Raw genomic sequence first — 25451 nt, forward strand, 5'->3', positions numbered from 1 at the left:
TGTGCATCGAAGCGTTACAGCATTGGGAACGAAATCGAAATCGATTTGTCGGGTGCATCTAAAATCACGTGCAGCCGCGCCCTCAATCGTTGAGGGGTGACATCACGTCCGCGAAAAAATCAGCGACCAGGGTCGATACTCCCTGCGGGTCTTCCCAATGCGGATTGTGGCCATGCCCTTTGAGCGTAACGGTTTGAGCCTCCGGAAAAGCCTCGGCCAGTTGCTGGCGATGCGAGGCGTCGAAAAGGGGGTCTTCGGAACCGGCGAGGCAAAATACCGGTTTTTTTATTCTGGAGGCGCTGTCGCGCAGATTTGTGTCGGCAAAGCCCGCAAGAATTCCTTGCCAGATCGCAGCGGGCATGTTGGCCGCGTCCTGTTTCATTTTCGACAAGAAATCTTGGGCGACAGGCTGACTGCAGGAATACCAGTCGCGCAGAAAGCCGCCGGCGGGTTTGATCGGGTCCTGAAGTGCGAGAATATCTCTGGTCAATTGACTTTCCGCACCAAAATCCGGCTCGAGCGTTGCCGAGATGAGAACCAGAGCCCGGATCGCTGCGCCGCGCCTGGCGGCAAGTTCGATGGCCGTCATTGCGCCCATGGAATGGCCGAGCAGAAACAGCCGCGAAACACCCATGAGGGTCAGAAAACAGTTAATCGTTTCGGCGAAATCGGCGACATGCAGGCCCGGTCCTGTCGAGGAAACTCCATGTCCGGGCAGGTCGGGAACAATGAGCCTGTATTCGCTGAAAAAAGGCTCCAGCATGGAGAAGCTGCGACTGGTGTCCGAAAAGCCGTGTAGCATCAAGAGCACCGGGCCCGGACCGCCGCTGTCTATGAATGCCAGCCGGCGGCCCCGGGGCAATTCGACATATTGCTTTCGCTTCTCCCAATCATCGACGAAAATTGGCGTCATAGGCCGAGCCCCGCCTTGACGGCTGCAAGACCATCCTTATCGTCGAATGTCGATACGCCCTTCAGCCATGCGTCCAGTCGTTGCGGTTCGTCCTTGATCGTCTGTTTTGCCGCGTCTTCCGGTGCCATTCCCCCGTTCATGATGTAGTCCATGCCCTTGTTCTCGTACTCCACGTCGAATGCGAGATTGTCGAGCAGTTTGGCCACATTCGGGCATTCCTGCAGGTAGCCTTTGCGCACCTGCGTATCGACGGTGGCGGCGCCGAAGTCTGGCCCATAAAATTTGTCGCCGCCGGTCAGATATTTGATATCGAACTTGCTGTTCATCGGGTGTGGAGCCCACCCCTGGAAAACGATGAAGGACTTGTTGCGGGCGAAACGGGCCACCTGCGAAAGCATGCCCTGTTCGCTGGATTCGACTATTTCCCACTTTTGAAGACCCAGCGCCGGATCGTTGACGGCATCCAGCATCAACTGGTTGGAACCCGGTTCGATGCCGTAAAGCTTGCTATCGAATTTGTCTGCAAATTTTTGCAGGTCGGAAAAATCCTTGACGCCGACTTCCCAGACGTAGGTCGGAACCGCGAAGGTGTATTTGGCGCCCGCCAGGTTGGTTCGGACTTTTTCAACCGATCCGTCTTCCTTGTAAGGCTTGTAGTAGTTCACCATCGCCGGGTTCCAATAGCCCAGGAAAACGTCGAGATCCTTGCTCTTCAGGCTCGTGTAGATGACGTCGATACCGAGAAGCTGACTTTGCGGCTCGTATCCCAGCGATTTCAACAGCGACATGGCGATGCCGGTGGTGAAAGCAAGGTCGTTCCAGCCCGGTTCGGCCAGTCGTACGACCTTGCAAGCTTCAGCATCCGCTGCGAGTACCGAGGTCCCGACGGTCGTCAAAAGCATCGTTGCTGAAAAAAATTCTGCCCATTTTTTCATTGTTCCACCTTTTTTGTCTGTTTGGTCATTTGATTGACCGGTGGGACAATAATTGATCTTTGCGGAAAACTTGTCAATATTCCGCCGCAAGGAGACAAAGATGCGATTGACCAAAATTAGCGATATTCGCCGGGCGGAACTGAGACGGGCTGCATTCGAGGTCCTCCAGAGAGAGGGAATGGCGGGGGCGACGCTTGAAAGGGTGGCCGCACAAGCAGGCGCTTCGAAAGGCATCGTGCTGCATTACTTTGCCAACAAGCAGGAATTGTTCGAACACGCGATGCGCGAAGCCAACACGAAGCTGAAGGAGGTCGTGGTGGTGCGCCTCAATCGGGCGACCAGCCCACGCGAACGCCTCGACGCAATTATCGAGGGGAATTTCGACGAAAGCTTCTTTCAGCCGTCGATCTGTCACGCCTGGCTGTCGCTTTGCGCCGAAGTTCCGCGAGAACCACAGCTTGCCCGTATCCAGAAGGTGATCCATGCGCGAATGCGTTCCAACCTTCTTTCGGCCTTGACGCATCTTGTTCCGAAAGAGGAATGCAATACCATCGCGCTTGGGATCACTTCGCTTATCGATGGGCTATGGCTGCGATCAGGGTTGCAGTCGGGAGGCCTGACGCGCGAGGAAGCAATGGAGCAGATGCGCGACTACCTGTCTCACAGGCTGCCGAACGCAGAAGCTGACGCCCGGTAGGGAACCAGTTCACGAGCGCTGCATTCTTCCAGCATGAAGAAAACGACGCGCAAACCATTGAACCGGATGACGATTTTCGTCATTTCGATTTTCATTCTCGCGGCCGTGATCGCGGCCGTTTATCTTATCGGCTTCACGCCCGGAGAGCCGTAGGCCGGCCCGTTCAATTGTTCGCAGGAATGGTCTTGCCCTTGCCGCGTTCCATTGCCACACGCGCCTTGGCGATGGCGAGGCGGATGCCACGCAGCAGGAAACGGCTGGATTCCAGATAAGCGCGATAGGGCAGGACGGTGAAGTAGCGCCAGCGGGGTAAGCGGTATATGCGAAGATTGCTCTGGATCTGGCTGTCTTTGTCGCCATCCTGCGTGGCACAGAGGGGATAGATGAATGCCGCTTTCAGGCAGGCAAGATATTCCAGATCGAAAGCAATATCGTAAGCGAGCCGCATGGGGATGAGTTTAGATATCCATTTTCCGGCGCGGCGGTTGACGAGATAGGCGCCAGCTCCCTTTTCACGCGTCAGCGCGATGGCAAGCGAGCGGCCGCTTTCAAGCGGGCGGAACGGAAATTTCCGGCCGTTGCTGACCGTGGTGAGCCGAAGCAGATCCCAGTCGCTGCCGTTGAGCACCGCCTCGTCGAGCGCGTCGAGAAAATCGCTCTGGAAGATCACGTCGTCTTCGAGGATGAGCGCGATGTCGGCATCGCTCTCCATGAACTTGCCGGCGCAGGCGACATGGCTGAGATAACAGCCGATTTCCGGCGGCGAGGTGCGGCGGCCATGCATGAGCATGTAGGAAAGTTCGCTGAATTCCGGGATCGGATAATTCAGTTCGCGGCCATTGACGCCCGGAACCCTCTCCGCCTTCAGCCCGATGGCGTCGAGACGGGTGTTCATGTCTTCGAGGCGCTTGGTGGCGCTGTCCATATTGATCAGGAAAACGGCAAGCTTGCGCTGGCTTTTCGGTAATATATGCAAAACAGTCTCCGCCCGATTTTGCCCAGATCATGACGATTTCAGGCGAAAACCTCTTATACTCTTCGTCATCCCGCTCTGGGGTTGCAACTTCTTTATTGCAACGGCATGACGCGGGCTACGGAAAAAGCTGTCTTCAGGCATTGGCAGTTGTCGAATCAAACCTTTTCCACAAATCCATCCAGCACGCGTTTTTGGCCGGCGCGGTCGAAATTGATGGTCAGCTTGTTGCCCTCGATGGCGGAGACATTGCCATTGCCGAATTTGATATGGAAAACACGGTCGCCGACCACGAATTTCGACGGGGTGTCGGCGACGGATTTCGCCACCAGTTCGCCGTCGATCGTGCGGGCACGCGGGCCGCTTTCGCCATAACCGATCCGTTCGACCGCATGGCCGGAGCGCGTGCCCCAGTTATCACGGGTGGCGTCGGACTTGTTGGCCTGGGCCCGTTTCCAGCCGGGGGTGGAGTAATTGTTGGCGAAGGGTTCCGCCTTGTCGAAACGGGACTGACCGTAGCCGCCGCGCCCGCCATAACCGCCGTAATTGCTGTCGGATGCCGCGACATCCACATGGGCCGGCGGCAGTTCGTCCAGAAAACGCGAGGGCAGGGTGGATTGCCACAGACCATGGATACGCCGGTTCGATACGAACCAGATATGGCAGAGCTTCTTGGCGCGGGTGATGCCGACATAGGCGAGGCGGCGTTCTTCCTCCAGACCGGAGCGGCCGCCTTCGTCCAGCGCACGCTGGTGCGGGAACAGTCCTTCTTCCCAGCCGGGCAGGAAGACGGTGTCGAATTCCAGCCCCTTGGCGGAATGCAGCGTCATGATGGAAACCGCATCCAGCTCTGCATTCTGCTCGGCGTCCATCACCAGCGCGACGTGCTCGAGGAAGCCGCGCATGCTTTCGAAGACCTCCATCGAGCGGATGAGTTCTTTCAGGTTTTCCAGCCGGCCGGGCGCTTCAGCGCTCTTGTCGGCCTGCCACATGGCGGTATAGCCGCTTTCGTCGAGGATTTGCTCGGCAAGCGTGGTGTGTTCGGTGTTCTCCAGCAGGCCCTGCCAGCGGCGGAAATCCTGCACCACGTCGAACAGCGCCTTGCGCGCCTTGGGTTTCAGCTCGTCGGTCTCGATGATGTCGGTCGCCGCCGCCAGCATCGGAATGTCGCGGGCGCGGGCGTAGTCATGCAGATTGCGGATGGTCGTATCGCCAAGGCCACGCTTGGGGGTGTTGATGATACGCTCGAAGGCGAGATCGTCGGCCGGCTGGCAGACGAGCCGGAAATAGGCCATGGCATCGCGGATTTCGAGACGCTCATAGAAGCGGGGACCGCCGATGACGCGGTAATTGAGGCCAAGCGTCACGAAACGGTCTTCGAACTCGCGCATCTGGAAGGAGGCGCGAACGAGGATGGCCATGTCGTTCAGCTTGTGGTTCTTGCGCTGAAGCTGCTCGATTTCCTCGCCGACGGCGCGGGCTTCCTCTTCGGAGTCCCATGCCGCATGCACCACCACCTTTTCGTCGTCGGGGCTGCTCCGCTCGGTGAACAGTGTTTTACCGAGACGCCCTTCATTGTGGGCGATCAGATGGCCGGCGGTGCCGAGAATATGTTCGGTGGAACGGTAGTTGCGTTCAAGCTTGACGACTTTGGCGCCGGGGAAATCCTTGTCGAAACGAAGGATGTTGTCCACTTCGGCACCGCGCCAGCCATAGATCGACTGATCGTCGTCGCCCACGCAACAGACGTTTTGCGGCTCGCCTTTCGGGCGCTGGGCAAGAAGCCTGAGCCACATGTATTGCGACGTATTGGTGTCCTGATATTCGTCGACCAGAATATAACGGAACTTCTGGTGATATTCCTTCAGAATATCGGCATGGCGGCGGAAGATGCTGATCGGGTGCAGCAGAAGATCGCCGAAATCGCAGGCGTTCAGCGTTTTCAGCCGTGCCTGATAGGCGGCGTAAAGCTCGCGGCCCTTGCCATTGGCGAAAGCGCGGGAATCGCCTTCCGGAATATCCGGCGGCGTCAGCCCCTTGTTCTTCCAGCCGTCGATCATGCCGGCAAACTGTTTGGCGGGCCAGCGCTTGTCATCAAGACCTTCGGCCTGAATGAGCTGTTTCAAAAGCCGTATCACGTCATCGGTATCGAGAATGGTGAAATCCGACCTCAGGCCGATGAGTTCGGCATGGCGACGCAGAAGCTTGACGCCGATGGAGTGGAAGGTGCCGAGCCACGGCATGCCCTCGACTGCGCCGCCGACCAGAACGCCGATACGTTCCTTCATCTCGCGTGCCGCCTTGTTGGTGAAGGTCACGGCAAGGATCTGGCTGGGATAGGCGCGGCCGGTGGCCAGAATATGGGCGATGCGGGTGGTCAGAACGCGGGTCTTGCCGGTGCCGGCGCCCGCAAGCACCAGAACCGCGCCGTCCAGCGTTTCCACGGCTTCGCGCTGTTCCGGGTTGAGGCCGGAAAGATAGTCGGGTATCGGCCGCGCCTGATCGCGTGCCGCCATGGCGCGCGCGGCAATGCCAAGCCCGCCGCCGCTTGCCGCATCGGCATTGTTCGTCGCCTTGCGCGGCGCTTCGGGTTCCTCATCGAAGAACGGCATATCGTCAAAACTGTTGCTCATGCGGCCCAATGTAGTGATTCGGGATATAAAGGCCAGAACCGTGTTCTGCTTTTATTCCGGTATCGTCAGTCAAAACGCCTATTCCAAGGCGTTTTTTCGTCTCATGGCCGACTGTCGGCATCGAAAGCGGCATCCACCGGCAATTGCAGCGCCACGGCCAGCTGGTTGGTCTTGGCGGCAAGCGCGATGACCCGCAGCAGATCGGCATGCTGCTCGTCCGTCATGCCCTTGGCTTTGGCGGCCGCCGTATGGGAGTGAGCGCAATAGGAGCAGCCATTGGTAACGGAAACGGCGATGTAGAGCATTTCCTTTACCACGGGATCGAGCACTGAGGGTGTGGCCATCACCGCCTTGACCTCGGCCCAGGTCTTTTCCAGAAGATCGGGATCGAAGGCGAGATAAAGCCACATATTGTTGATGAAATCCGATTTGCGCGTGGTGCGGATATCGTCGAACACCGCCTTGATGCGGGGATTGGCTTCTGGGTTTTCGGCTTTCGTTACGGTGCTCATGGCGTCCTCCAGTCACGGCTGTTTCCGTGGCAGAGTAGCGGATCGACAAATATTTGCGATAGAAATGGCCGTCGGGGTGCTTTCGACGACAATTCATCACAAATTACAATTATGTAAGAAACGGATTTGTGCGTTGCCTTCGTCAAGGCATGCGGGAATACTTCAAACGTTCCGCGAAGGTCTTTTTCGGGACGGATATGCTGTGCGGATTAACCGGAGAATTGTATGCGGGTCTGGAAACAGGTGGGTGTCTGTCTTGCCGTGGCGGGAACGGGGCTCTGTCTTTGGGGCTTTTATTCGCCCGAGGCCCGCAATTTGCTTGCCGGTATCGGGATCGGCAAAATGCCGGCCGGTGCTGTCGAGGTTGCCGCGACATCAGGCTCGCCATCCGGGCAAGGTGCGGGCGGCGCACGGCGCAACGGCAATACGACCCTGGTGGTGATGACTCCGGTCAAAAAAGGCACGGTCAATGACAGGCTGAACGCCATCGGCAATGGCGAAGCGATCCAGTCGGTCGTCGTCATGCCGCAGACCTCCGGCACGCTTTCCGAAATTCGTGTTTCATCCGGCGCTCGCGTCGTGAAGGGGCAGGTGCTTGCGCGGCTCGATGACGAGGAGCAGGTGATCGAGCGGGACAAGGCGCAGGTAGCGTTGCGCAGCGCTGTCGAAAAATCGAATTCCTACAAGAACCTGAGATCCGTCTCCCGCCTTGATGTGCTGGACGCGCAGATTGCCGAGGAGGCCGCGAAACTCGCGCTCAGCACCGCCGAACTGAACCTCAGGCGCCGCGATATCGTCGCGCCGATAGAGGGTGTGGCCGGTATCGTGGCCGCCAATATCGGCGACAATGTCACGACGCAATCGACCATCGTCAGCATCGACGACCGTTCCGAAATTCTGGTCAACTTCTGGGCGCCGGAACGGTTCGCAACCGCGATCACGGTTGGAATGCCGGTGGAAGCCACCTCGATTTCGCGTCCCGGCGAGACGTTCAAGGGCGAGGTCGAGGCTGTCGACAACCGTGTCGACGCGGCGAGCCGCACCATCCGCATCCGGGCGCGGCTCGGCAATGACAAGGACGAATTGCGGGCCGGCATGTCTTTCGGCGTCACCATGCGTTTTGCCGGAGAGACCTACGCTTCCGTCGATCCGCTGGCGGTGCAATGGGATGCCGAAGGCTCCTATGTCTGGCGCGTGACCGACAATAAATCCGGCAAGGTGCGCGTGCAGATCGTGCAGCGCAATCCCGACGCCGTCCTCGTGAAGGCGGAACTGGCGGAGGGCGAGCAGGTCGTGACCGAAGGATTGCAGCGGGTGCGGGAAGGCGGCGTGGTCCGCGTCGCCAGCCAGCCGAAGCCCGAGGAGGTTGCCAGCCAATGACGACGCAGTCGCCTCCCGCTCAGGACTCCAAGCTCGCATTTACCGCATTGTTCGTTCGCCGCCCCATTCTGGCGGCGGTTCTCAATACCTTGCTTGTCGTCGCCGGCCTTGCCGCGCTGGTGGGTGTCGAAGTGCGTGAGCTGCCGGATGTGGACCGGCCGACCATCAGCGTCAGGACGACTTACGAGGGTGCTGCGCCCGAAACCATCGACCAGGAAGTGACGCAGACGATCGAGGGTGCGGTGGCGCGCGTCAGCGGCGTCAAATCCATCTCCTCCAACTCGCAGTTCGGCACCAGCCGCGTAACGATGGAATTCGGCGACAACGTCGATATGGCCGTTGCCGCAAACGATGTCCGCGACGCTATCGGCCGTGTGACTAACCAGTTGCCTGATGATGCCGACGAACCGCAGATCATCAAGGCGGATTCCGACAGCCAGCCGATCATGCGTCTTGCCGTCACATCGTCCACGCTCAGCATGGAGGATCTGACCAAGCTGGTGGATGATGAGGTCATCGACCGCCTGGCCGCCGTCGATGGCGTGGCGGATGTGGAGCTTTACGGCGATCAGGAAAAGGTCTTCCGCGTCGATCTCAATCAGGCGGCGCTTGCCAGCCGTGGCTTGACTGTCACCGATGTCGCGAACGCGCTGGCCAGTGCTGCCCTTGATATGCCGGCGGGATCGCTGAAAAGCGCTACGCAGGACATCGTCGTGCGCGCCACGGCCAGCCTGACGAAGCCGGAGGATTTTTCGAACCTTCTCATCAAGAGCAATATCCGCCTGCGTGACGTTGCGACCGTCATGCTGGGCGCGGACGACGAATCCACCTCGCTGCGCTCCAACGGCGTGCAGGGTGTCGGTCTCGGCGTCATCCGGCAGGCGCAGTCCAATACGCTGAATATCTCCACCGGCGTGAAGGCCGCCGTCGATGCCATGTCTGTCAACCTGCCGGAAGGCACGCGCATCATCGTCACCAGCGACGATGCCGTCTTCATCGAAGGCGCGCTGCACGAGGTGGAGCTGGCGCTTGGTCTTTCGGCGCTCATCGTTGTCGTCGTGCTTTATCTGTTCCTGCGCGACTGGCGGGCGACCCTCATTCCGGCGATCACCATGCCGGTGGCGCTGATCGGCACCATCGTCGCAATCTACATGGTCGGCTTCTCGATCAATATCCTGACGTTGCTCGCTATTGTCCTTGCTACGGGTCTCGTGGTCGACGACGCGATCGTGGTGCTGGAAAATATCGTGCGCCGCCGGGCGGAAGGCATGGGTCCGCGCGCCGCCGCCGTTCTCGGAACCCAGGAAGTGTTCTTCGCGGTGATCGCGACGACGGCGACGCTTGCCGCCGTGTTCATTCCGCTCTCTTTTCTGCCGGGCCAGCTTGGCGGCCTTTTCCGTGAGTTCGGTTTCGTGCTCGCCTTTGCAGTCGGCCTTTCCTCCATCGTGGCGCTGACGCTTTGTCCGATGCTCGCCTCGCGGATGCTGAAGGAAGGATTGAAAGAGCCCACGGGGCCGCTCGCCTGGTTCGGCAATGTCTTTGCCGCCACCTACAAGACGACGCTTGCCGCCTGCCTCAACAATCCGCTGATCGTCATCATCGTCGCGCTCGTCTTTTCCGGCCTGTCGTGGATTGCCTTCGGCATGATCCAGAACGAGTTGACGCCGCGTGAGGACCGGGCCTCGGTCATGATGCGCGTGACGGCGCCGCAGGGCGTCAGCCTCGACTATACGCGCGACCAATTGCAGCGGATCGAGGAAAATCTCCAGCCGCTGCGCGACAGTGGTGAAATCCGCAGTATTTACTCCATCACCGGCATGAACGGTTCCTCCAATACCGGCTTTCTGGTGTTGACGCTGGCGCCCTGGGCCGATCGCGAGCGCACGCAGAACCAGATCGCCGCAGACGTCACCTCCGCCGCCAACAGGGTGCCGGCGCTGCGCGGCAATGCGATGCAGCCGAACAGCCTCAGGATTCGCGGCGCGGGCAACGGCTTGCAGATGGCGATGGTCGGCAGCAACTATCAGGCGCTGACCGCCGCGACGCAGAAATTGCTGCTTTCCATGGAAGAAAGCGGCCTGTTCGATACGCCGCGTTTTGACAACGAACCCAATCAGGCGCAGCTTTCCGTCTCCATCGACCGCGAGCGCGCCTCCGATCTCGGCATCGATATCACCGGCCTGTCGCGCGCCATGCAATCGCTGCTGGAAGGACGCTCGATCGTCGACGTCTTCGTGGATGGCGATGCGATCCCGGTCCGCCTGCTATCCTCCACCCGGCCGATCAACGACCCGACCGATCTCGAAAATGTCTTCCTGAAAACGGGTGACGGCAAGATCGTTCCGATGTCGGTCATCGCGACGCTGAAGGAAAATGCGGTGGCGCCGCAGCTGAACCGCGAGCAGCAACTTCCCTCCGTCGGCTTTACCGCTAACCTCAAGGATGGCGTCTCGCTTGGTCAGGCGCTGGAAAAGGTGAACGAGCTTTCGCGGTCCGTCCTGCCGCCCGGCGCACGCCTCCTGCCGCTTGGCGAGGCAGCGACGCTTGAGGAAAATTCGAGCGGCATGCTGCTGACCTTCGGTTTCGCCATCGCCATCATCTTCCTCGTGCTCGCCGCGCAGTTCGAAAGCGTTCTGAGTTCGATCATCATCATGTCGACGGTGCCGCTCGGTCTCGCCTGCGCCGTCATCGCGCTGCTCGTCACCGGATCGAGCCTCAATGTCTATAGTCAGATCGGGCTTGTGCTTCTGGTCGGCGTGATGGCGAAGAACGGCATCCTCATCGTGGAATTCGCCAATCATCTGCGCGATCAGGGCGCAACCGTGCGCGAAGCCATCGAAAAGGCCACCAGCATCCGCCTGCGCCCGGTGATGATGACGATGATCGCCACCATTCTCGGTGGCGTGCCGCTGGTGCTGGCGCAGGGTGCGGGTGCGGAAGCACGCATAGCGCTCGGCTGGGTCATCGTCGGCGGTCTGGGTTTTGCGACGCTGGTGACACTCTACATCACTCCGGTCTCCTACCTGCTGATTGCCCGTTTTGCCAAGCCACAGGCGGATGAGGAAATTCGCCTCCACCGCGAACTGGAACTTGCCGCGCGTCGGAAGGCGCTGGAGGAGGACAAGCAGCTGCTGGCGGCGGAATAGAAAACGGTTGCCGCCAAACGCTGTTTGGCGCAGTCGCGATGCTGGACAAAGCCTCAGCCGTATCCCATACCACGCAACGGAATTTCGTAACGGATCGAGTCCGTTACGGCGGTATCTTGCGGTGGAGATGGATGATGGCGCTGAAAGATGTGGTGGCGGGGAAGCGGAACGAAGAGGGCATTGCCTCGGTGCTTGTGGTGCTGAAGCAGCAGCTCGGCGACAAGCTCCAGACCGGTCAGGCGTTTCGTGAGCAGCACGGTCATACCACCACCTATCTCACTTTGCAGGCGCCTGATGGTGTCGTTTTTGCCGAGAGCGCCGATGATGTGAAAGCCGTGGTGAAGGCCTGCGCGCACTATAAGGTGCCGGTCATTCCGTTCGGAACAGGGTCTTCGCTGGAAGGGCAGGTCAATGCGCCGAATGGCGGAATATGCATCGATTTCAGCCGGATGAATCGCATCATTGAGGTGAATGCCGAAGATCTTGACGTGACGGTGGAGCCGGGTGTTACGCGCGAAGACCTCAACGTCTATCTGCGCGATACCGGGCTGTTTTTCCCGATCGATCCGGGCGCCAATGCGTCCATCGGCGGCATGGCGTCCACGCGGGCGTCGGGCACCAATGCCGTGCGTTACGGCACCATGAAGGACAATGTTCTGGCCGTTACCGCCGTCGTCGCCAATGGCGAGGAAATCCGCACGGCGCGGCGCGCCCGCAAGTCGTCGGCCGGTTACGATCTGACACGGCTGTTCGTGGGCGCCGAGGGTACGCTCGGGGTTCTGACATCCGTTACGCTGCGGTTGCAGGGCATCCCGGAAAAGATCGCCGGTGGGGTCTGCACTTTCGACAGCATTCAGGCGGCTTGCGATGCTGTCATCATGACGATCCAGATGGGTGTTCCGGTTGCGCGCATTGAATTGCTGGACGAAGTGCAGGTGCGGGCCTGCAACGCCTATTCCGGCCTGAATTATGCGGAAAAGCCGACGCTGTTCGTGGAGTTCCACGGCACCGAGGAGACGGCGGCGCTGCAATCGCAGCAATTTGCCGAGATCGCGGCGGAATGCGGTGGTGTCGATTTCCGCTGGACGAGCGATGCGGCCGAGCGCAACAAGCTCTGGAAGGCGCGGCATGACGCCTATTGGGCCTCGCGTGCGCTTGCACCCCATCTCGACGGGCTTTCCACCGATGTCTGCGTGCCGATTTCGAGACTGGCGGATTGCGTGGTGGAAACCCAGCGGGATATCAAGGAAAACGGCTTTCTGGCGCCGATCGTCGGCCATGCGGGCGATGGCAATTTCCATGTGCTCATCCTCTTTGACGGTAAGGATGCCGAAAGTGTTGCGAAAACCGAAGCTTTTGTTGCCCGCCTCAACCGCCGGGCCATCGCCATGGACGGCACCTGCACCGGCGAACACGGTATCGGCCAGGGCAAGATGAGCTTTCTGGCCGAAGAAGCGGGAAATGCGCTCGATGTCATGCGTGCCATCAAAACGTCGCTCGACCCCGATAACATCTTCAATCCGGGCAAGTTGTTCCGTCTTGTCTGATCATTCTCACAATTGATTGGTACAAAAGGCTGCTTGCCGTTAAGGCAAATAAGAATAGGTTTGCAGCGTTCGCGAAGGGAGATGCAGGTCAGTGCTCGGGCGTATTCTGGTTTTTCTGGGCGGACTGCTGGCCGTGGTGCTGTTTTCGGCGCTGCTCATTCCCTATTTCGTCGACTGGACGGATTTCCGCCGTGATTTCGAGGATCAGGCAAGCCGCATTCTGGGCAAGAAGGTGGTGGTGCATGGCCGCGTCGAAGCCCGGCTCCTGCCTTTCCCTTCGGTTACTCTGCATGACGTGCGCGCCGGAACGGATGCGGATGGATCGCCGCTCATTCAGGTGGCTCGTTTTTCCATGGATGCCGAGCTGGCACCTTTCCTTTCCGGTGAAGCGCGTATCTTCGACATGCGCATCGAGGAACCGAAGGCCAAGATCCGCCTGTTGAAAGACGGTACTCTGGACTGGATGCGCGGCAGCCGGGCGGAAATTCCCGCCCGCACCGTGGTTCTGGAAAGCGTACAGATCGAAGGCGGGCAGATCGAATTCATCGATGAGCAATCCGGCCGCAACCGTGTGGTGACCGGCCTTAACGCCGACATGTCCGCCAATTCGCTGGCCGGACCGTGGAAGGCGGAGGGACGCGCCGCCGTCGACGGGCATCCGGGTTCGTTCTCGCTCTCCAGCAGCGAGCCGGACTATGCCGCCGGCCGCATGGGGCTGCGGGTCCGTGTGGTACCCGACGAGCATCCGGTCGAGGTCGATCTGGATGGTGCGATTGCGGCAACGGCTGGGAAGCCCGCCTATAGCGGCTCCTTCGCGTTCAGTTTCAAGGAAGACGAAAAGCAGAAGCAGCAGGCGGGGCAATCGCTGTTTTCGTCGCCGCGCACCCGCGGCAGTTTCGAACTGACGAATGAAAGCGTGCGCATACCGAGCTACCGCATGGAACTTGGCGGCAGCGAAAATCCCTATGTGGTTACCGGCGAGGCGACGCTGGATACCGGTGCGAAGCCGGAATTCCTGTTGACGGCGGATGGCCAGCAGATCGATGTCAACCGTTTCGCGCCGCCTGTGGTGCAGACGGGCAAGACCTCGCGCCAGCCGACGACTTCCGTGCGCCAGCGCATCGAAGCCTTTGCCGCCATGGTCGCCCGCATTCCGGTTCCGCCGGTGCCGGGCAAGGCGAGCATCAGCCTTCCAGCACTCGTTTCCGATGACACGACCATTCGCGACATCCGGCTGGATGTGCGCCCGGAGGGCAGCGGCTGGCAGGTGGTGAACGCCGTGGCGACGCTGCCCGGCAGGACGCAGCTGGAAGCCAAGGGTTCCCTGACGCTTCTCGGCGGCCCCGCCTTCAACGGTAATCTGCTCCTTGCCTCCAACCAGCCCTCAGGGCTGGCGAACTGGCTTTCCGGTTCGGTCGATCCGGCGATCCGGCAACTCAATGCGGCCGGTTTTTCCGCGGATGTCTCGCTGACGACGCTCAACCAGCGTTTCGACAATCTCGAGCTTGCCATTGGCGACGCTTCGCTGAAAGGAGAGCTGGAACGGCGCTCCGACGGCAAGACCTCCAATCTTTCCATCGATCTTGCCGGCAACGAGATCGACCTTGACGCCTTGAAGGCGCTGGGCAGTCTGGCGCTCGGCGATCAGGTCGGAAGCTCGGTCCTCGACCATCGCATCGACGCCAAGTTCAAGGCCGACCGGTTCAATATGGCCGGCGTGACCGCAAATCATGTGGAAACCGCCTTCAGCATCGCGGGCGGCGTTCTCTCGCTTGAAAAGATGACGGCCGGCGATATTGCTGGCGCGGAGGTTCGGGCGACGGGGCAGTTGCAGGGGTCGCTGCTGAAATATGCCGGCAAGGGCACGGTGAACCTGCATGCGACCGATATGCAGCCATTCTTCACGATGCTGCAGCAGAAGTTGCCGAATCATCCATTCCTTGGCCGGCTGGCGGCCAGCGCACCTTGGTACGCCAATTCCGATCTTTCCATGGATGTTTCGGTCAATAGCGACAATGGTGGCGCCAATGTCGCCGTTTCCGGCACCGTCAATGGCAGCCGCCTGTCTGCCGTGGCCAAGATGCCGGATTTCCTGTCGATTACCGACGATACGGCCATGTCGCTGGAAGCGGTCCTGAAAAACCAGTCGACGGCGATCCTGTTCGGGCAGGCGGGGCTTGATCCGCTGCCGTTCGATGCGGACGGGGAGGGGCTTCTCTCCGTCAAGCTCAACGGCACGCTCGGCTCCCCCGTCCAGACCGATATCCGCTTCTCGACGGAGCGCACGCATTTTTCGATGATCGGGTCCTTTGCCGTTTCGGCCGCCAATTTTGGCGAGGGGAGCGCGGATCTGGCGCTGGAAAGCGCCGATATCGAACCATATCTCATCATGAACGCCGTCGGTCTGCCGCAGCTTGGCGGCGGAATGGCATTGAAGGCAAACGGGAAAATGGCGGTGGAGGCGCAACAGGTTGCGTTTTCTTCGCTCGGCGGGCAGGCGGGCGGTAATCCCTTCTCGGGCAATCTGACGTTTCAGCGCGCGGCACCGCATCCCGTAACCGGCGATCTTGCCGTCAGGACCGCTGATCTCGCCTGGCTCGGAGACGCGATCTACGGCCCGGTGATCGACCCGGAAACCGGTGCTCTCAACGCCAAGCCGCTGGCCATGCCGGCTTTCCCGCAGCTCAAGGCGTCGCTGTCGCTGAAAGCGGAAAGTTTCGAGGCCGGTCCCTTCGGCACTGTCACGGGTCTTTCGGCCAAGGTCACACATGATGAGGGCAGCCTCGCGCTCGACGATGTCTCAGGCACCTTCATGGGGGGTAAGCTGACGGGCAGACTTGCCATGTCCACGGGCGAGGGGGCGGGCATTTTCCGCACCAAAATCGCCGTGAGCGACGCCAATCCAGAGGCGATATTGTGGGTGAACGCCAACGGTCCGGTCGCGACGGGCCGGGCGGCGATCGACCTGACCGCCGAATCGACGGGCAAAAGCGTCGGCGAAATCCTGAAGTCCTCGGGCGGTTCGGGTGAAGTCCGCGCCAGCGGGCTGGTGCTCAAAGGGCTCAATCCCGGCGCCTTTCTGCCGATCCTCCAGGCGGCGGAAACCTTGCCGCAACCGATTGATGCGCCCAAGGTGCGGCCCCTGGTCGACCAGAGCCTGTGGCAGGGTGAAATATCGCTCAGCGATGTGGCCTTGCCGTTCACGCTGAATGGCGGTGCGCTTCACTTCAAGAACTTGCGGGCAGGGATCGATCCGGTGACGCTCACCGGCGATGCCACGGTCGATCTTGCGGCTTTAACCGTGAACGGCGATCTCGATCTTCTCTTCAATCCCGGCACGGAGGCTGTCGCCGGGGCCGAGCCGTCGGTGCGCCTGAATTATAACGGTCCGCTTGCCGCACCGGCCTTGACGACCGATGTTTCGGCGCTCGGCAATTATCTGTCGCTCCGGGCTTTCGAAAAGGAACGCCGCCGCGTGGAGGCCATGCAGGCCAGCGTTCTCGAAAAGCAGCGCCTGCGCCGTGAAGTGGCGCTTTATCGTTTCCAGGCAGCCGAACGTCAGGCCGAAAAAGAGCGGGCGGAGGCTGAGGCCAAGGCCAAGGCGGATGAGGAGGCGCGGCTGAAGGCCGTGGCCGAAGAACGTCTGCGGCAGGAAAAGGAACAGCAGGAGCGGTTGTTACAACAACAACAACAACAACAACAACAACAACAACAACAGCAGCAGCAACCCGTTCCCGAACGGCAATCCGCGCCGGCTCTGATGGTGCCTCCAACGGAAAACGCGATCAGGCAACTGGCGCCGCCGGAGAACGCTCCCGCCGGTCCGTAACTCTTCTAGTGCAAGGGAGAATGCAGCCGCCTCTCATGCCGAGAGGGTGCGGAACCCGTTGTCGAATTGGATGTTATTTCCGGGGTGAGCCTGACGCGGGAGTTTGTCGCCTTCGTCAGGGTGCCGAAGCGGTATAGGACGAGGAGAGGATGGAAGCCCGTGATGCCTATTCTCGGGATGGCCCGATACATGGCTCGCCTCGTAACGGATGTGGGCTGGAAAGGTCTGAAAGCAAGGCTACGCAATACGGGGATGCCTTGAGACGTAGATTAGGCCGGGAATGTTTAATGAATACTTTCGCGGCGTTACGAGTTTTCGGCGGGAATATTTGTAGTCGGCGGAGGCAGCAGCCGGGCCGGATCGCGCTTCAGCCGGAAAAGATCATCTCGTCTTGAGCCAGTTCAGGACGTAGACCCGCAAGGATGAGGACAGATTGCTGTCGGCGGGCCGGTTGTCGTCTATTTCCGCGAGCAGGGCGGCGAAACTGATCTTGCGTTTTTCGGCAATGATTTTGAGTTCGTCCCAGAAGGCATCCTCGAGCGAAATGCTGGTACGGTGGCCGTGCAATGTCGTGGAGTGCTTGCGGATCATCAGATCGGTCTCCGGGTGGCAATCTGAATCATGTCTCGCCGGCAAGCCTCTGTTTTGCGATAGTTTTCCGATTTCCCCGAGGAGCTTGTTCCGCCAGGCCGCGTCTTGCCGCCGGCTCGTCAGTCCCTGTCGGTCCTGTCTTCGTCTTTTTCGAGCCGTCCCTGATCGAGGGCCTTTTCGGCTTTCTCGTTAAGGGCGGATGTCAGGTTTTTTTCCGCCTTGGCGCGGCCGAAGGACAGGCGGTTCTGCTCCGCCTGTTTTTCTTTTTCGCTACGGGCTTTCTGCTTCTTAAACTGACGCAGATTGACGATATCGGCGGCCATGCGGATATGTCTCCTTAAGCTTCGCGCGGTCGGGCTGAAAGCCGTTATTGCTTCTTGCGGAAGGCGTCGAGCGAAACGACGGAGCCTTCCTTCTTTTCCTCGCCAGCCTTGGGGGGCTCGGAAGGGGAAGCCGGCTTTGCCTCGTGCGAGACGGGATAGGCGGTGATTTCGGCCTCTTCCAGCTCTTCCTCTTCTGCCAGGGGCACATCGAACTCAAGCTCGAAATTGACGGAGGGATCGTAGAAACCGCGAATGGCATTATAGGGAACGACCAGCTTTTCCGGCGTATCGGAGAAGGACAGGCCGATTTCGAAGCCGATTTCCGTAACCTTCAGATCCCAGAACTGATGCTGGATGACGATGGTCATCTGCTCGGCATATTTGGACTTGAGGTGCTGCGAAATCCGCACGCCGGGCGCGCCGGTCAGGAATGTGATGAAGAAATGATGGTCTCCGGGCAGGCGGCCGGTTGCGGCCACTTCACCCAAAACTTTACGAATAACGCCGCGAAGGGCATCCTGTGCGAGAATGTCGTAACGGATATGATCCTGCCCCATGCGGTCCTGTCTTTCCCTTATTCGAACGTCTTTTAAAGCGCTGCGCGCCATATGCGCCAAGCACGCTGTAACACTTTGAATCTTCGCGTAATCCTTGAGCCGGGATCAATTTCGATCCTGATGGCTACGCGTTGCCCAAGTATACGCAATGTCCCGAACGGCAGCAACGGAAAAGCCGATGCCGATTACAAGTCAGCTATCATATAACCAATTCAGGCAAAATGGAGAAGGTGGAGGTTTCTGTTGCCAGGTACCTCCGAACCCCGCCTCACGGGGCTAACCGTGAGGGCTTAGAGCGGAATTCCCGCACCGCCATTAGGCAGCGAGAGCGTATTCCTTAGCGTTGTTGTCATTTGCAACTACACTTGTGACCCGATAACGGCGGTATCATGCCGAGCAAAAGTTCGATCTTTACGCCCTTGTCGATCCTATTTCGCCCCCATCAAAAGCCGGCCTTCGCGTCGAACGGGCCCGCCGGTTTTTGGTGGAGGCGCCGGGTACCGCCCCCGGGTCCAATAGGTTTATTACACCGACCGTTTATCGCCATATCCGGGTTGCCCCGGCAAGGTTCATATAGGCGCTTCCACTGGCCGAGAAAAGGGGGGCTGTGACAATTCCATGAAAAGGTTTCATATTTTCCGTCGGCAATTTAGACAATTCTTGACGACGAGGGATTGCTGACACATTCTCCGTACAACCGGTCACCTGAAACAACACCGGGCCGGGGACACACGCTAAGGAGTGGACATGACTGACTATCTCGCAGATGTGAAGAAATACGATGCAGCAGCCGACGAAGCCGTGGTCGGCAAGATCGTCAAACATCTCGGTATCGCACTGCGTAACCGGGATTCATCGCTGGTGTCCGCTTCCGATCCGGAAGAGCTTGCACGCGTCAAGGCCAGCTGGTGCGGCAAGAAACTCGGCATTACCGATGACAGCGCCGACAAGGCGATCGATGCGGTTTGCAAGATCATGGCTGGGGACCGCTCCAAGTCGCGCGTGACCTTCTATTATCTGGTGGCCAAGGAACTGGGCAAACTCCCGTCGCTCTGATTTCCCCGGAAAAACGGGGATAAACGACCCCGGTGATTGGTTCTGCCGCCCTGTGCTATTATATTCCCTGGATATCAGGGAATCGGCGGCAGAACGCATGAAACAATATCTCGATCTTCTCCGGCATGTGATGGATACCGGCTCCGACCGAGGAGACCGCACCGGCACCGGCACGCGCTCGGTCTTCGGTTACCAGATGCGTTTCGACCTTGCGCAAGGTTTTCCGGTTCTGACCACCAAGAAGCTGCATCTGCGCTCGATCATCCATGAACTCCTGTGGTTCCTGCAGGGCGATACCAATATCGCCTATCTCAAGGAGAACGGCGTTTCCATCTGGGACGAATGGGCTGACGAGAATGGCGATCTCGGTCCGGTCTACGGGGCGCAGTGGCGCTCCTGGCCGGCTCCGGATGGACGTCACATCGACCAGATCGCGCTGCTGATCGAGGCCCTGAAAACCAACCCCAATTCCCGCCGCCACATCGTTTCGGCGTGGAACCCGGCGCTGGTGGACGAGATGGCGCTGCCGCCCTGCCATTGCCTGTTCCAGTTCTATGTTTCGGACGGCAGGCTTTCCTGCCAGCTCTACCAGCGTTCCGCCGATATTTTCCTCGGCGTGCCGTTCAACATCGCCTCCTACGCGCTTCTGACGTTGATGGTTGCGCAGGTTACCGGGCTGAAGCCCGGCGATTTCGTCCATACGCTCGGCGACGCGCATATCTATGCCAACCATTTCGAGCAGGCGCGGCTGCAGATGACCCGCACGCCCAAGGCCTTGCCGACCATGCGCCTCAACCCTGACGTAAGAGACCTTTTCTCCTTTAAGTTCGAAGACTTTACGCTGGAGAACTACGAGGCAGATTCAACCATCAAGGCGCCGATCGCGGTATGAGCGGGCCGCGCGTCACCATCATCGTCGCTGTCTCGGAAAACGGCGTTATCGGCCGCGATCTCGATATGCCGTGGAAACTCTCCACCGATCTCAAACGCTTCAAGGCGATGACGATGGGCAAGCCGCTCATCATGGGCCGCAAGACGTTTTTATCCGTTGGCGAGCGCCCCTTGCCGGGCCGGCCGCACATTATCGTCAGCCGCAACGCGGACTACAGGCCGGAAGGCGTGGACGTTGCGTCATCGCTGGAAGACGCCCTGAAGCTTGCCGAAAGCAAGGCTGGAGAACTGGGTGTGGATGAGGTTTTCGTGGCCGGCGGTGGGGAAATTTACCGTCAGGCCATGCCGTTTGCCGATCAACTTTCCGTCACCCATGTGGCCGTAAAGCTCGATGGCGACACTTTTTTTCCGGAAATCGACCCGGCCGTTTTCGAAAAAATCGAGGAAAGTGCCGTTCCCGCAGGGGAAAAGGACAATTACCCGGTTCTGTTCACCACTTATTTGCGGAGAGCCGCGTCAAAGTGAACTATTTACCCTGATCGGGTATTTAGTTACCACCTCTGCGTTGAAACGGACGCTTCTCCTTCTTATAACGGGTCCATATTCCCGCCGCACGCGAGCAATCGCTTTCGAACGGGATCGGGAGAGGCTTTTATAAAGAGGTATTGATGCCCTGGAGCAATCAGAATGGCGGCGGCCCTTGGGGCGGCGGCGGTGGCGGAAACAACCAGGGCGGCGGTGGCGGCCCGTGGGGACAGGGGCCTAACAAGCCTCGCGGCGGTGGCGGCGGCAATGGCGGCCCGCCCGATCTGGAAGAGATCATCCGGCGCAGCCAGGACCGTTTCAAGAATGTCCTGCCGGGCGGCTTCAATGGCGGCGCGGTTGCGATCGTTGTTCTCGTCGTGCTGGTATTCCTCGGCATCCAGTCCATCTACACCGTCCAGCCGGACGAGCGTGGCGTTGAGCTGCGTTTCGGCCGTCCCAAGGATGAAATCTCGATGCCGGGCCTGCATTTCCATCTGTGGCCGGTCGAGACGGTTGAAATCGTCAAGGTGACCGAACAGCAGCAGAATATCGGTTCGCGCGCTTCGTCGTCTTCGTCGAGCGGCGTGATGCTGACCGGCGACCAGAACATCGTCAATGTGCAGTTCTCGGTGCTCTATACCGTTTCGGATCCGAAATCCTATCTCTTCAACGTCGACAGCCCGGCCGAAACCCTGCAGCAGGTTTCCGAAAGCGCCATGCGCGAAGTCGTCGGCCGTCGTCCGGCACAGGATATTTTCCGCGATAACCGTCAGGCGATCGCGGCGGATGTCCGCACCATCATCCAGTCCACCATGGACGGTTACGGCGCCGGTATTTCCATCAATGCCGTGGCTATCGAAGATGCGGCGCCGCCGCGCGAAGTGGCCGACGCGTTCGATGAAGTGCAGCGTGCCGAGCAGGACGAGGATCGTTTCGTTCAGGAAGCCAACCAGTACGCCAACCAGAAGCTGGGCGCCGCACGCGGTCAGGCGGCGCAGATCGTCGAAGAGGCGAACGCCTACAAGTCGCGTGTCGTCAACGAGGCTGAGGGTGAGGCGCAGCGCTTCATCTCCATCTACGACCAGTATCGCACGGCACCTGACGTGACCCGCCAGCGCATGTTCCTGGAAACCATGGAACAGGTCCTGAAGGGCTCCAACAAGGTCATCATCGACGAAAAACAGGGTGTGGTGCCTTATCTGCCTCTGAACGAGATCATGCGCGGCAATCCGGGCGCGACACAGCAGGGAGGCAACTGATATGGGCAACCGTCTTACGGCCATTCTCGTCGGTCTCGCGGCCGTGCTTTTCCTCGGCTATTCGTCGATCTTCGTCGTCACCGAGCGCCAGCAGGCCATCGTCGTGCGCTTCGGTCAAATCCAGGACGTGAAAACGGCGCCGGGCCTCTATTTCAAGCTACCCTTCGCCTTCATGGATGCCGACCGCGTGCAATATGTCGAGAACCGGGCGCTGCGCTTCGATCACGACAACATCCGCGTCCAGGTTTCCGGCGGCAAGTTCTACGAGGTCGACGCCTTCGTGGTCTATCGCATCACGGATGCGCGCCGCTTCCGGCAAACGGTTTCCGGCGACCAGATGTCGGCGGAATCGCGTCTTCGCACCCGTCTCGACGCATCGCTGCGCCGGGTCTACGGTCTTCGCGGTTTTGAATCCGCACTCTCGGATGCGCGTGCATCGATGATGCAAGAAGTACGTGACGACCTGCGCACCGATGCGGAATCGCTCGGCCTCAGCATCGTGGATGTCCGCATCCGCCGTACCGATCTGACGCAGGAAGTGTCGCAGCAGACCTTTGAACGCATGAAGTCGGAACGTCTGGCGGAAGCCGAGCTGATCCGCGCCCGCGGTAACGAGGAGGCCCAGCGCCGCCGCGCTATCGCCGATCGTCAGGTCGTGGAATTCGAGTCCGGCGCCCGTCGCCAGTCCGAAGTGTTGCGCGGTGAGGGCGATGCGGAGCGTAACCGGGTTTTCGGTGAAGCTTTCCAGCGCGATCCGAGCTTCTTCGAGTTCTATCGTTCGATGGCGGCCTATTCCAGCGCACTGTCTGGAACCGGCACTACGCTGGTCCTGTCCCCGGACTCGACCTTCTTCCGTTATTTCAACGATATCAACGGTGCTCCGTCCCCGGCTCCGGCCGCACCGGCACCGGCACCGGCGAACTGATAGCGGATCGACTGATTTTGGAGGGGCCGGTTTTGACCGGCCCTTTCTTTTTGACGGACATCTCCACTCGCATGGCGTCCTTCCCGGACTCGATCCGAGAATCCACGATCCGAGCGCTATGGATCCTTGGGTCAGGCCCGATGATGACGGAGGAGAGGGCGGGAGCAGCCGTTGTTGGTAATTTGAGGACTGGTTTGGGCCGGCCCTTTCTTTTGACCCGGTTTTCGTGCCAATGCTGTGGACAGGGGCAGGGCGTCATTCGCCTGTTCACGAAAAGGTATTTTTACACTTCATCATTCCGCCTTATGCTTTGTCGATATATGCAAAGCGAGACTATTTGAAACGCGAGGACGCTTATGGCCGTGACCCTTCTTTCGCCTTTTCGCAGCAGCATTGCCGCAGTCGCGGGCATCGCGCTTATGGCGGGTAGCCTTTCGGCACCGGTTGCGGCGAGAGCGCAGAGCCATGGGCCGGAATCGGTCGCCGATCTCGCCGCGCCGCTTCTCGATGCGGTGGTGAATATTTCGACGTCGCAGAACGTCAAGACCGACGGCAAGGGGCCCGTTCCTCCGAAGCTGCCGGAAGGCTCTCCTTTCCAGGAGTTCTTCAAGGATTATTTCGACAACCAGAAACCGGAAGGCGGCGACAAGGTCAATTCACTCGGCTCCGGCTTCGTCATCGATCCGGCCGGCTACGTCGTCACCAACAACCACGTCATCGAGGGCGCGGATGCCATCGAGGTGATTTTCCCGAACGGTTCGAAGCTCAAGGCAACGCTGGTCGGCACCGATACGAAAACCGATCTTTCCGTCTTGAAGGTGGAACCGAAGGCTCCGTTGAAGGCCGTCAAATTCGGCGATTCGCGCAGCATGCGCATCGGCGACTGGGTGATGGCCATCGGCAATCCCTTCGGCCTCGGCGGATCGCTGACCGTCGGCGTCGTCTCCGCGCGCGGCCGCAACATCAATGCCGGACCCTATGACAACTTCATCCAGACGGATGCGGCGATCAACAAGGGCAATTCCGGCGGCCCGCTCTTCAACATGAAGGGTGAGGTTATCGGTATCAATACGGCGATCATTTCGCCGAGCGGCGGTTCGATCGGTATCGGTTTTGCCGTTCCGACGGAACTTGCCCAGAATATCGTGCAGCAGCTCATCGAATTCGGCGAGACCCGCCGTGGCTGGCTCGGTGTTCGCGTTCAGCCGGTTTCCGACGACGTGGCCGCAAGCCTCGGCATGGAAACCGCCAAGGGCGCGTTGATTTCCGGCGTGGCCAAGGGCGGTCCGGTGGAAAATGGCCCGATCGAGGCCGGTGACGTTGTGTTGAAATTCGACGGCAAGGATATTCACGAGATGCGTGACCTCCTGAGGATCGTGGCGGAAAGCCAGGTCGGCAAGGAGGTCGATGTGGTGATCTTCCGTGACGGCAAGGAAGAAACCGTCAAGGTGACGCTCGGCCAGTTGCAGGACGTGCCGGATGAAAAGGCCGCCACCGACGATCCGCAGGCCGAAGACGGCGACGGCGGCGTAGTGGTGCCGGAAGATAAGGGCGGCGCCGACGATCAGGCTCAGGACCAGACGCCGGAGGTGCGCGAAGCGCCGCAGCGCGTACTTGGCATGAACCTCGTGGTGCTGAGCAATGAGTTGCGGACGGAAAAGGGCATTGCCGAAAGCGTCGAAGGCGTGCTCGTCGCCAGCGTCGAGCCGGGTTCGTCGGCCGAACAGAAGGGCATGAAGGCGGGCGATGTCATCGTCGAGGTCGGACAGGACTTCATGGAGGTTCCGGGCGACGTGCTGGTGCGCGTCAACGGCCTGAAATCCGAGGGCCGCAAGAATGCGCATATGATGGTTGCCGATGCGCAGGGCAATCTGCGCGTCGTGGCGCTGCCGCTGGAATAAACGCCTTTCGCCCGATCCATCAGGAATCGGGTGGTTGCGGGTAGGCGCAGTCTCTATCCCTTGGTCTCCGAACACAGGAGGCCAAGGATATGAAATTACTCGAAAACAAGGTTGCCATCATCACCGGCGCGTCATCCGGCATCGGCCGGGCGACGGCAAGGCTGTTTGCCGAACAGGGTGCGGCCGTCGTCATCAATGCGCGCGGTGCGGCGGCGCTGGAGGAGGTAGCCACGGCTATTCGCCAGTCCGGCGCTCGTGTCCACACGGTCGTGGGTGATGTCGGTCTGGCGGAAACCCATTCCCGGCTGGCGGATGCCGCCCTGACCGTCTTCGGTGGTCTCGATATCGCCGTCAACAATGCCGGCGCGGTCGGCGCCATGAAGCCGCTTGCGGAGATTTCGCTCGAGGAGTGGGATCATGTGCTCACCGCCAATCTCACCTCCGCATTTTTAGGCGCGCGCAGTCAGATTCCGTTGATGTTGAAGCGGGGCGGCGGCTCGGTCGTCTTCACCTCCAGCTTCGTCGGCACCAGTGCCGGCATACCGGGCATGGCGGCCTATGGCACATCGAAGGCCGCGTTGATGGGGCTGGTGAAAGGCATTACCGCCGATTATGCCGTGCAGGGCATTCGCGCCAATGCGGTGCTTTCGGGCGGGGTCGATACGCCCATGGCCGGAGACGCGGCCCAGAAGGAATGGGCTGCGGGCCTGCATGCGATGAAACGCATCGCAGAGCCGGAAGAACTGGCGCAGGCTGCGCTCTTCCTCGCCAGCCCGATGTCGAGCTTCGTCGCCGGGTCGGCCCTGTTTGCCGATGGCGGCAATGCGGCGGTGAAATAAGTTTGGGTGTGGCGGGCGA

The 25451-nt window shown here is 59.9% G+C and carries 20 protein-coding genes and 1 other RNA gene; 12 read left to right on the plus strand and 9 right to left on the minus strand.

What is annotated here, in order from left to right; translation table 11 throughout:
* Nucleotides 1-82: 82 nt before the first annotated feature.
* Together RS75_RS20025 and choX are read right to left on the minus strand one after the other, a co-directional pair.
* Nucleotides 83-913, minus strand: coding sequence for an alpha/beta fold hydrolase (locus tag RS75_RS20025; RefSeq protein WP_045023752.1), 831 nt, complete (start codon nucleotides 911-913; stop codon nucleotides 83-85).
* On the minus strand, nucleotides 910-1848 hold the full coding sequence (choX, locus tag RS75_RS20030) for a choline ABC transporter substrate-binding protein (RefSeq protein ID WP_052679718.1): 939 nt from the start codon (nucleotides 1846-1848) through the stop codon (nucleotides 910-912). The genes RS75_RS20025 and choX overlap by 4 nt, the downstream gene beginning before the upstream one ends.
* A gap of 100 nt (nucleotides 1849-1948) precedes the next feature.
* Between choX and betI the strand changes: the two genes are divergently transcribed.
* Nucleotides 1949-2545 (plus strand): choline-binding transcriptional repressor BetI, encoded by a 597-nt coding sequence (gene betI / locus RS75_RS20035; RefSeq protein ID WP_045023754.1) that lies wholly within the window; start codon nucleotides 1949-1951, stop codon nucleotides 2543-2545.
* A 163-nt stretch (nucleotides 2546-2708) separates the two neighbouring features.
* Here the strand turns inward: betI and RS75_RS20040 are convergent, their stop codons facing one another.
* The 3 genes from RS75_RS20040 to RS75_RS20050 form a co-directional block, all read right to left on the minus strand.
* Nucleotides 2709-3521, minus strand: coding sequence for a glycosyltransferase family 25 protein (locus RS75_RS20040; RefSeq protein ID WP_045023755.1), 813 nt, complete (start codon nucleotides 3519-3521; stop codon nucleotides 2709-2711).
* Nucleotides 3522-3676: 155 nt separating this feature from the next.
* Nucleotides 3677-6151, minus strand: coding sequence for an ATP-dependent helicase (locus tag RS75_RS20045; RefSeq protein WP_045023903.1), 2475 nt, complete (start codon nucleotides 6149-6151; stop codon nucleotides 3677-3679).
* Between the two features lie 101 nt (nucleotides 6152-6252).
* Complete coding sequence (locus tag RS75_RS20050; RefSeq protein ID WP_045023757.1) at nucleotides 6253-6663, minus strand: carboxymuconolactone decarboxylase family protein; 411 nt, start codon at nucleotides 6661-6663, stop codon at nucleotides 6253-6255.
* Nucleotides 6664-6888: 225 nt separating this feature from the next.
* Between RS75_RS20050 and RS75_RS20055 the strand changes: the two genes are divergently transcribed.
* The 4 genes from RS75_RS20055 (at nucleotide 6889) to RS75_RS20070 (ending at nucleotide 16565) form a co-directional block, all read left to right on the plus strand.
* Complete coding sequence (locus RS75_RS20055) at nucleotides 6889-8043, plus strand: efflux RND transporter periplasmic adaptor subunit (protein WP_045023759.1); 1155 nt, start codon at nucleotides 6889-6891, stop codon at nucleotides 8041-8043.
* The gene (locus RS75_RS20060) at nucleotides 8040-11189 is read left to right on the plus strand and encodes an efflux RND transporter permease subunit (RefSeq protein WP_045023760.1); all 3150 of its coding nucleotides are present in this window, start codon (nucleotides 8040-8042) and stop codon (nucleotides 11187-11189) included. Before RS75_RS20055 ends, RS75_RS20060 begins: the two co-directional genes overlap by 4 nt.
* Before the next feature lie 134 nt (nucleotides 11190-11323).
* The gene (locus RS75_RS20065) at nucleotides 11324-12736 is read left to right on the plus strand and encodes an FAD-binding oxidoreductase (RefSeq protein WP_045023762.1); all 1413 of its coding nucleotides are present in this window, start codon (nucleotides 11324-11326) and stop codon (nucleotides 12734-12736) included.
* Between the two features lie 91 nt (nucleotides 12737-12827).
* Nucleotides 12828-16565, plus strand: coding sequence for an AsmA family protein (locus tag RS75_RS20070; protein ID WP_045023764.1), 3738 nt, complete (start codon nucleotides 12828-12830; stop codon nucleotides 16563-16565).
* 381 nt (nucleotides 16566-16946) lie between these two features.
* Here RS75_RS20070 and RS75_RS20075 read toward each other — a convergent pair whose 3' ends face one another.
* The 4 genes from RS75_RS20075 to ssrA all read right to left on the minus strand — a co-directional run bounded on the left by RS75_RS20075 (nucleotide 16947) and on the right by ssrA (nucleotide 18639).
* Nucleotides 16947-17156: a ribbon-helix-helix domain-containing protein gene (locus RS75_RS20075; protein ID WP_045023766.1), complete on the minus strand. Its 210-nt coding sequence runs from the start codon at nucleotides 17154-17156 to the stop codon at nucleotides 16947-16949.
* 119 nt (nucleotides 17157-17275) lie between these two features.
* Complete coding sequence (locus RS75_RS20080) at nucleotides 17276-17479, minus strand: DUF4169 family protein (RefSeq protein WP_045023768.1); 204 nt, start codon at nucleotides 17477-17479, stop codon at nucleotides 17276-17278.
* A gap of 44 nt (nucleotides 17480-17523) precedes the next feature.
* Nucleotides 17524-18036, minus strand: a complete 513-nt coding sequence (locus RS75_RS20085) for an SspB family protein (protein ID WP_045023770.1) — start codon at nucleotides 18034-18036, stop codon at nucleotides 17524-17526.
* 229 nt (nucleotides 18037-18265) lie between these two features.
* Nucleotides 18266-18639, minus strand: a transfer-messenger RNA (tmRNA) gene (ssrA, locus tag RS75_RS25845).
* Between the two features lie 144 nt (nucleotides 18640-18783).
* On the opposite strand from ssrA, the gene RS75_RS20090 reads away from it, so the two are divergent.
* The 7 genes from RS75_RS20090 (at nucleotide 18784) to RS75_RS20120 (ending at nucleotide 25432) form a co-directional block, all read left to right on the plus strand.
* Nucleotides 18784-19092, plus strand: a complete 309-nt coding sequence (locus RS75_RS20090; protein ID WP_045023905.1) for a DUF2853 family protein — start codon at nucleotides 18784-18786, stop codon at nucleotides 19090-19092.
* A 97-nt stretch (nucleotides 19093-19189) separates the two neighbouring features.
* Nucleotides 19190-19984 (plus strand): thymidylate synthase, encoded by a 795-nt coding sequence (locus RS75_RS20095; RefSeq protein ID WP_045023772.1) that lies wholly within the window; start codon nucleotides 19190-19192, stop codon nucleotides 19982-19984.
* Complete coding sequence (locus RS75_RS20100; protein WP_045023775.1) at nucleotides 19981-20508, plus strand: dihydrofolate reductase; 528 nt, start codon at nucleotides 19981-19983, stop codon at nucleotides 20506-20508. Before RS75_RS20095 ends, RS75_RS20100 begins: the two co-directional genes overlap by 4 nt.
* A gap of 143 nt (nucleotides 20509-20651) precedes the next feature.
* Nucleotides 20652-21767 carry an FtsH protease activity modulator HflK gene (gene hflK, locus RS75_RS20105; RefSeq protein ID WP_045023776.1) on the plus strand — a complete coding sequence of 372 codons (1116 nt, stop codon included), beginning with the start codon at nucleotides 20652-20654 and terminating at the stop codon, nucleotides 21765-21767.
* A 1-nt stretch (nucleotide 21768) separates the two neighbouring features.
* The gene (gene hflC / locus RS75_RS20110; protein WP_045023778.1) at nucleotides 21769-22692 is read left to right on the plus strand and encodes a protease modulator HflC; all 924 of its coding nucleotides are present in this window, start codon (nucleotides 21769-21771) and stop codon (nucleotides 22690-22692) included.
* A gap of 356 nt (nucleotides 22693-23048) precedes the next feature.
* Nucleotides 23049-24593 carry a Do family serine endopeptidase gene (locus RS75_RS20115; RefSeq protein ID WP_045023780.1) on the plus strand — a complete coding sequence of 515 codons (1545 nt, stop codon included), beginning with the start codon at nucleotides 23049-23051 and terminating at the stop codon, nucleotides 24591-24593.
* Nucleotides 24594-24682: 89 nt separating this feature from the next.
* Nucleotides 24683-25432 (plus strand): SDR family oxidoreductase, encoded by a 750-nt coding sequence (locus RS75_RS20120; protein WP_045023782.1) that lies wholly within the window; start codon nucleotides 24683-24685, stop codon nucleotides 25430-25432.
* Nucleotides 25433-25451: the final 19 nt, after the last annotated feature.

It is taken from the genome of Rhizobium nepotum 39/7, assembly GCF_000949865.1.
Classification (GTDB): domain Bacteria; phylum Pseudomonadota; class Alphaproteobacteria; order Rhizobiales; family Rhizobiaceae; genus Agrobacterium; species Agrobacterium nepotum.

Coding starts and splice junctions, on each gene's coding strand:
- RS75_RS20095 (WP_045023772.1), top strand. CDS start 19,190: ATGAAACAATATCTCGATCTTCTCCGGCATGTGATGGATACCGGCTCC.
- choX (WP_052679718.1), bottom strand. CDS start 1,848: ATGAAAAAATGGGCAGAATTTTTTTCAGCAACGATGCTTTTGACGACC.
- RS75_RS20115 (WP_045023780.1), top strand. CDS start 23,049: ATGGCCGTGACCCTTCTTTCGCCTTTTCGCAGCAGCATTGCCGCAGTC.
- RS75_RS20120 (WP_045023782.1), top strand. CDS start 24,683: ATGAAATTACTCGAAAACAAGGTTGCCATCATCACCGGCGCGTCATCC.
- RS75_RS20100 (WP_045023775.1), top strand. CDS start 19,981: ATGAGCGGGCCGCGCGTCACCATCATCGTCGCTGTCTCGGAAAACGGC.
- RS75_RS20080 (WP_045023768.1), bottom strand. CDS start 17,479: ATGGCCGCCGATATCGTCAATCTGCGTCAGTTTAAGAAGCAGAAAGCC.
- RS75_RS20075 (WP_045023766.1), bottom strand. CDS start 17,156: ATGATCCGCAAGCACTCCACGACATTGCACGGCCACCGTACCAGCATT.
- RS75_RS20045 (WP_045023903.1), bottom strand. CDS start 6,151: ATGAGCAACAGTTTTGACGATATGCCGTTCTTCGATGAGGAACCCGAA.
- RS75_RS20090 (WP_045023905.1), top strand. CDS start 18,784: ATGACTGACTATCTCGCAGATGTGAAGAAATACGATGCAGCAGCCGAC.
- RS75_RS20050 (WP_045023757.1), bottom strand. CDS start 6,663: ATGAGCACCGTAACGAAAGCCGAAAACCCAGAAGCCAATCCCCGCATC.
- RS75_RS20085 (WP_045023770.1), bottom strand. CDS start 18,036: ATGGGGCAGGATCATATCCGTTACGACATTCTCGCACAGGATGCCCTT.
- RS75_RS20060 (WP_045023760.1), top strand. CDS start 8,040: ATGACGACGCAGTCGCCTCCCGCTCAGGACTCCAAGCTCGCATTTACC.
- RS75_RS20055 (WP_045023759.1), top strand. CDS start 6,889: ATGCGGGTCTGGAAACAGGTGGGTGTCTGTCTTGCCGTGGCGGGAACG.
- RS75_RS20065 (WP_045023762.1), top strand. CDS start 11,324: ATGGCGCTGAAAGATGTGGTGGCGGGGAAGCGGAACGAAGAGGGCATT.
- RS75_RS20025 (WP_045023752.1), bottom strand. CDS start 913: ATGACGCCAATTTTCGTCGATGATTGGGAGAAGCGAAAGCAATATGTC.
- betI (WP_045023754.1), top strand. CDS start 1,949: ATGCGATTGACCAAAATTAGCGATATTCGCCGGGCGGAACTGAGACGG.
- hflC (WP_045023778.1), top strand. CDS start 21,769: ATGGGCAACCGTCTTACGGCCATTCTCGTCGGTCTCGCGGCCGTGCTT.
- hflK (WP_045023776.1), top strand. CDS start 20,652: ATGCCCTGGAGCAATCAGAATGGCGGCGGCCCTTGGGGCGGCGGCGGT.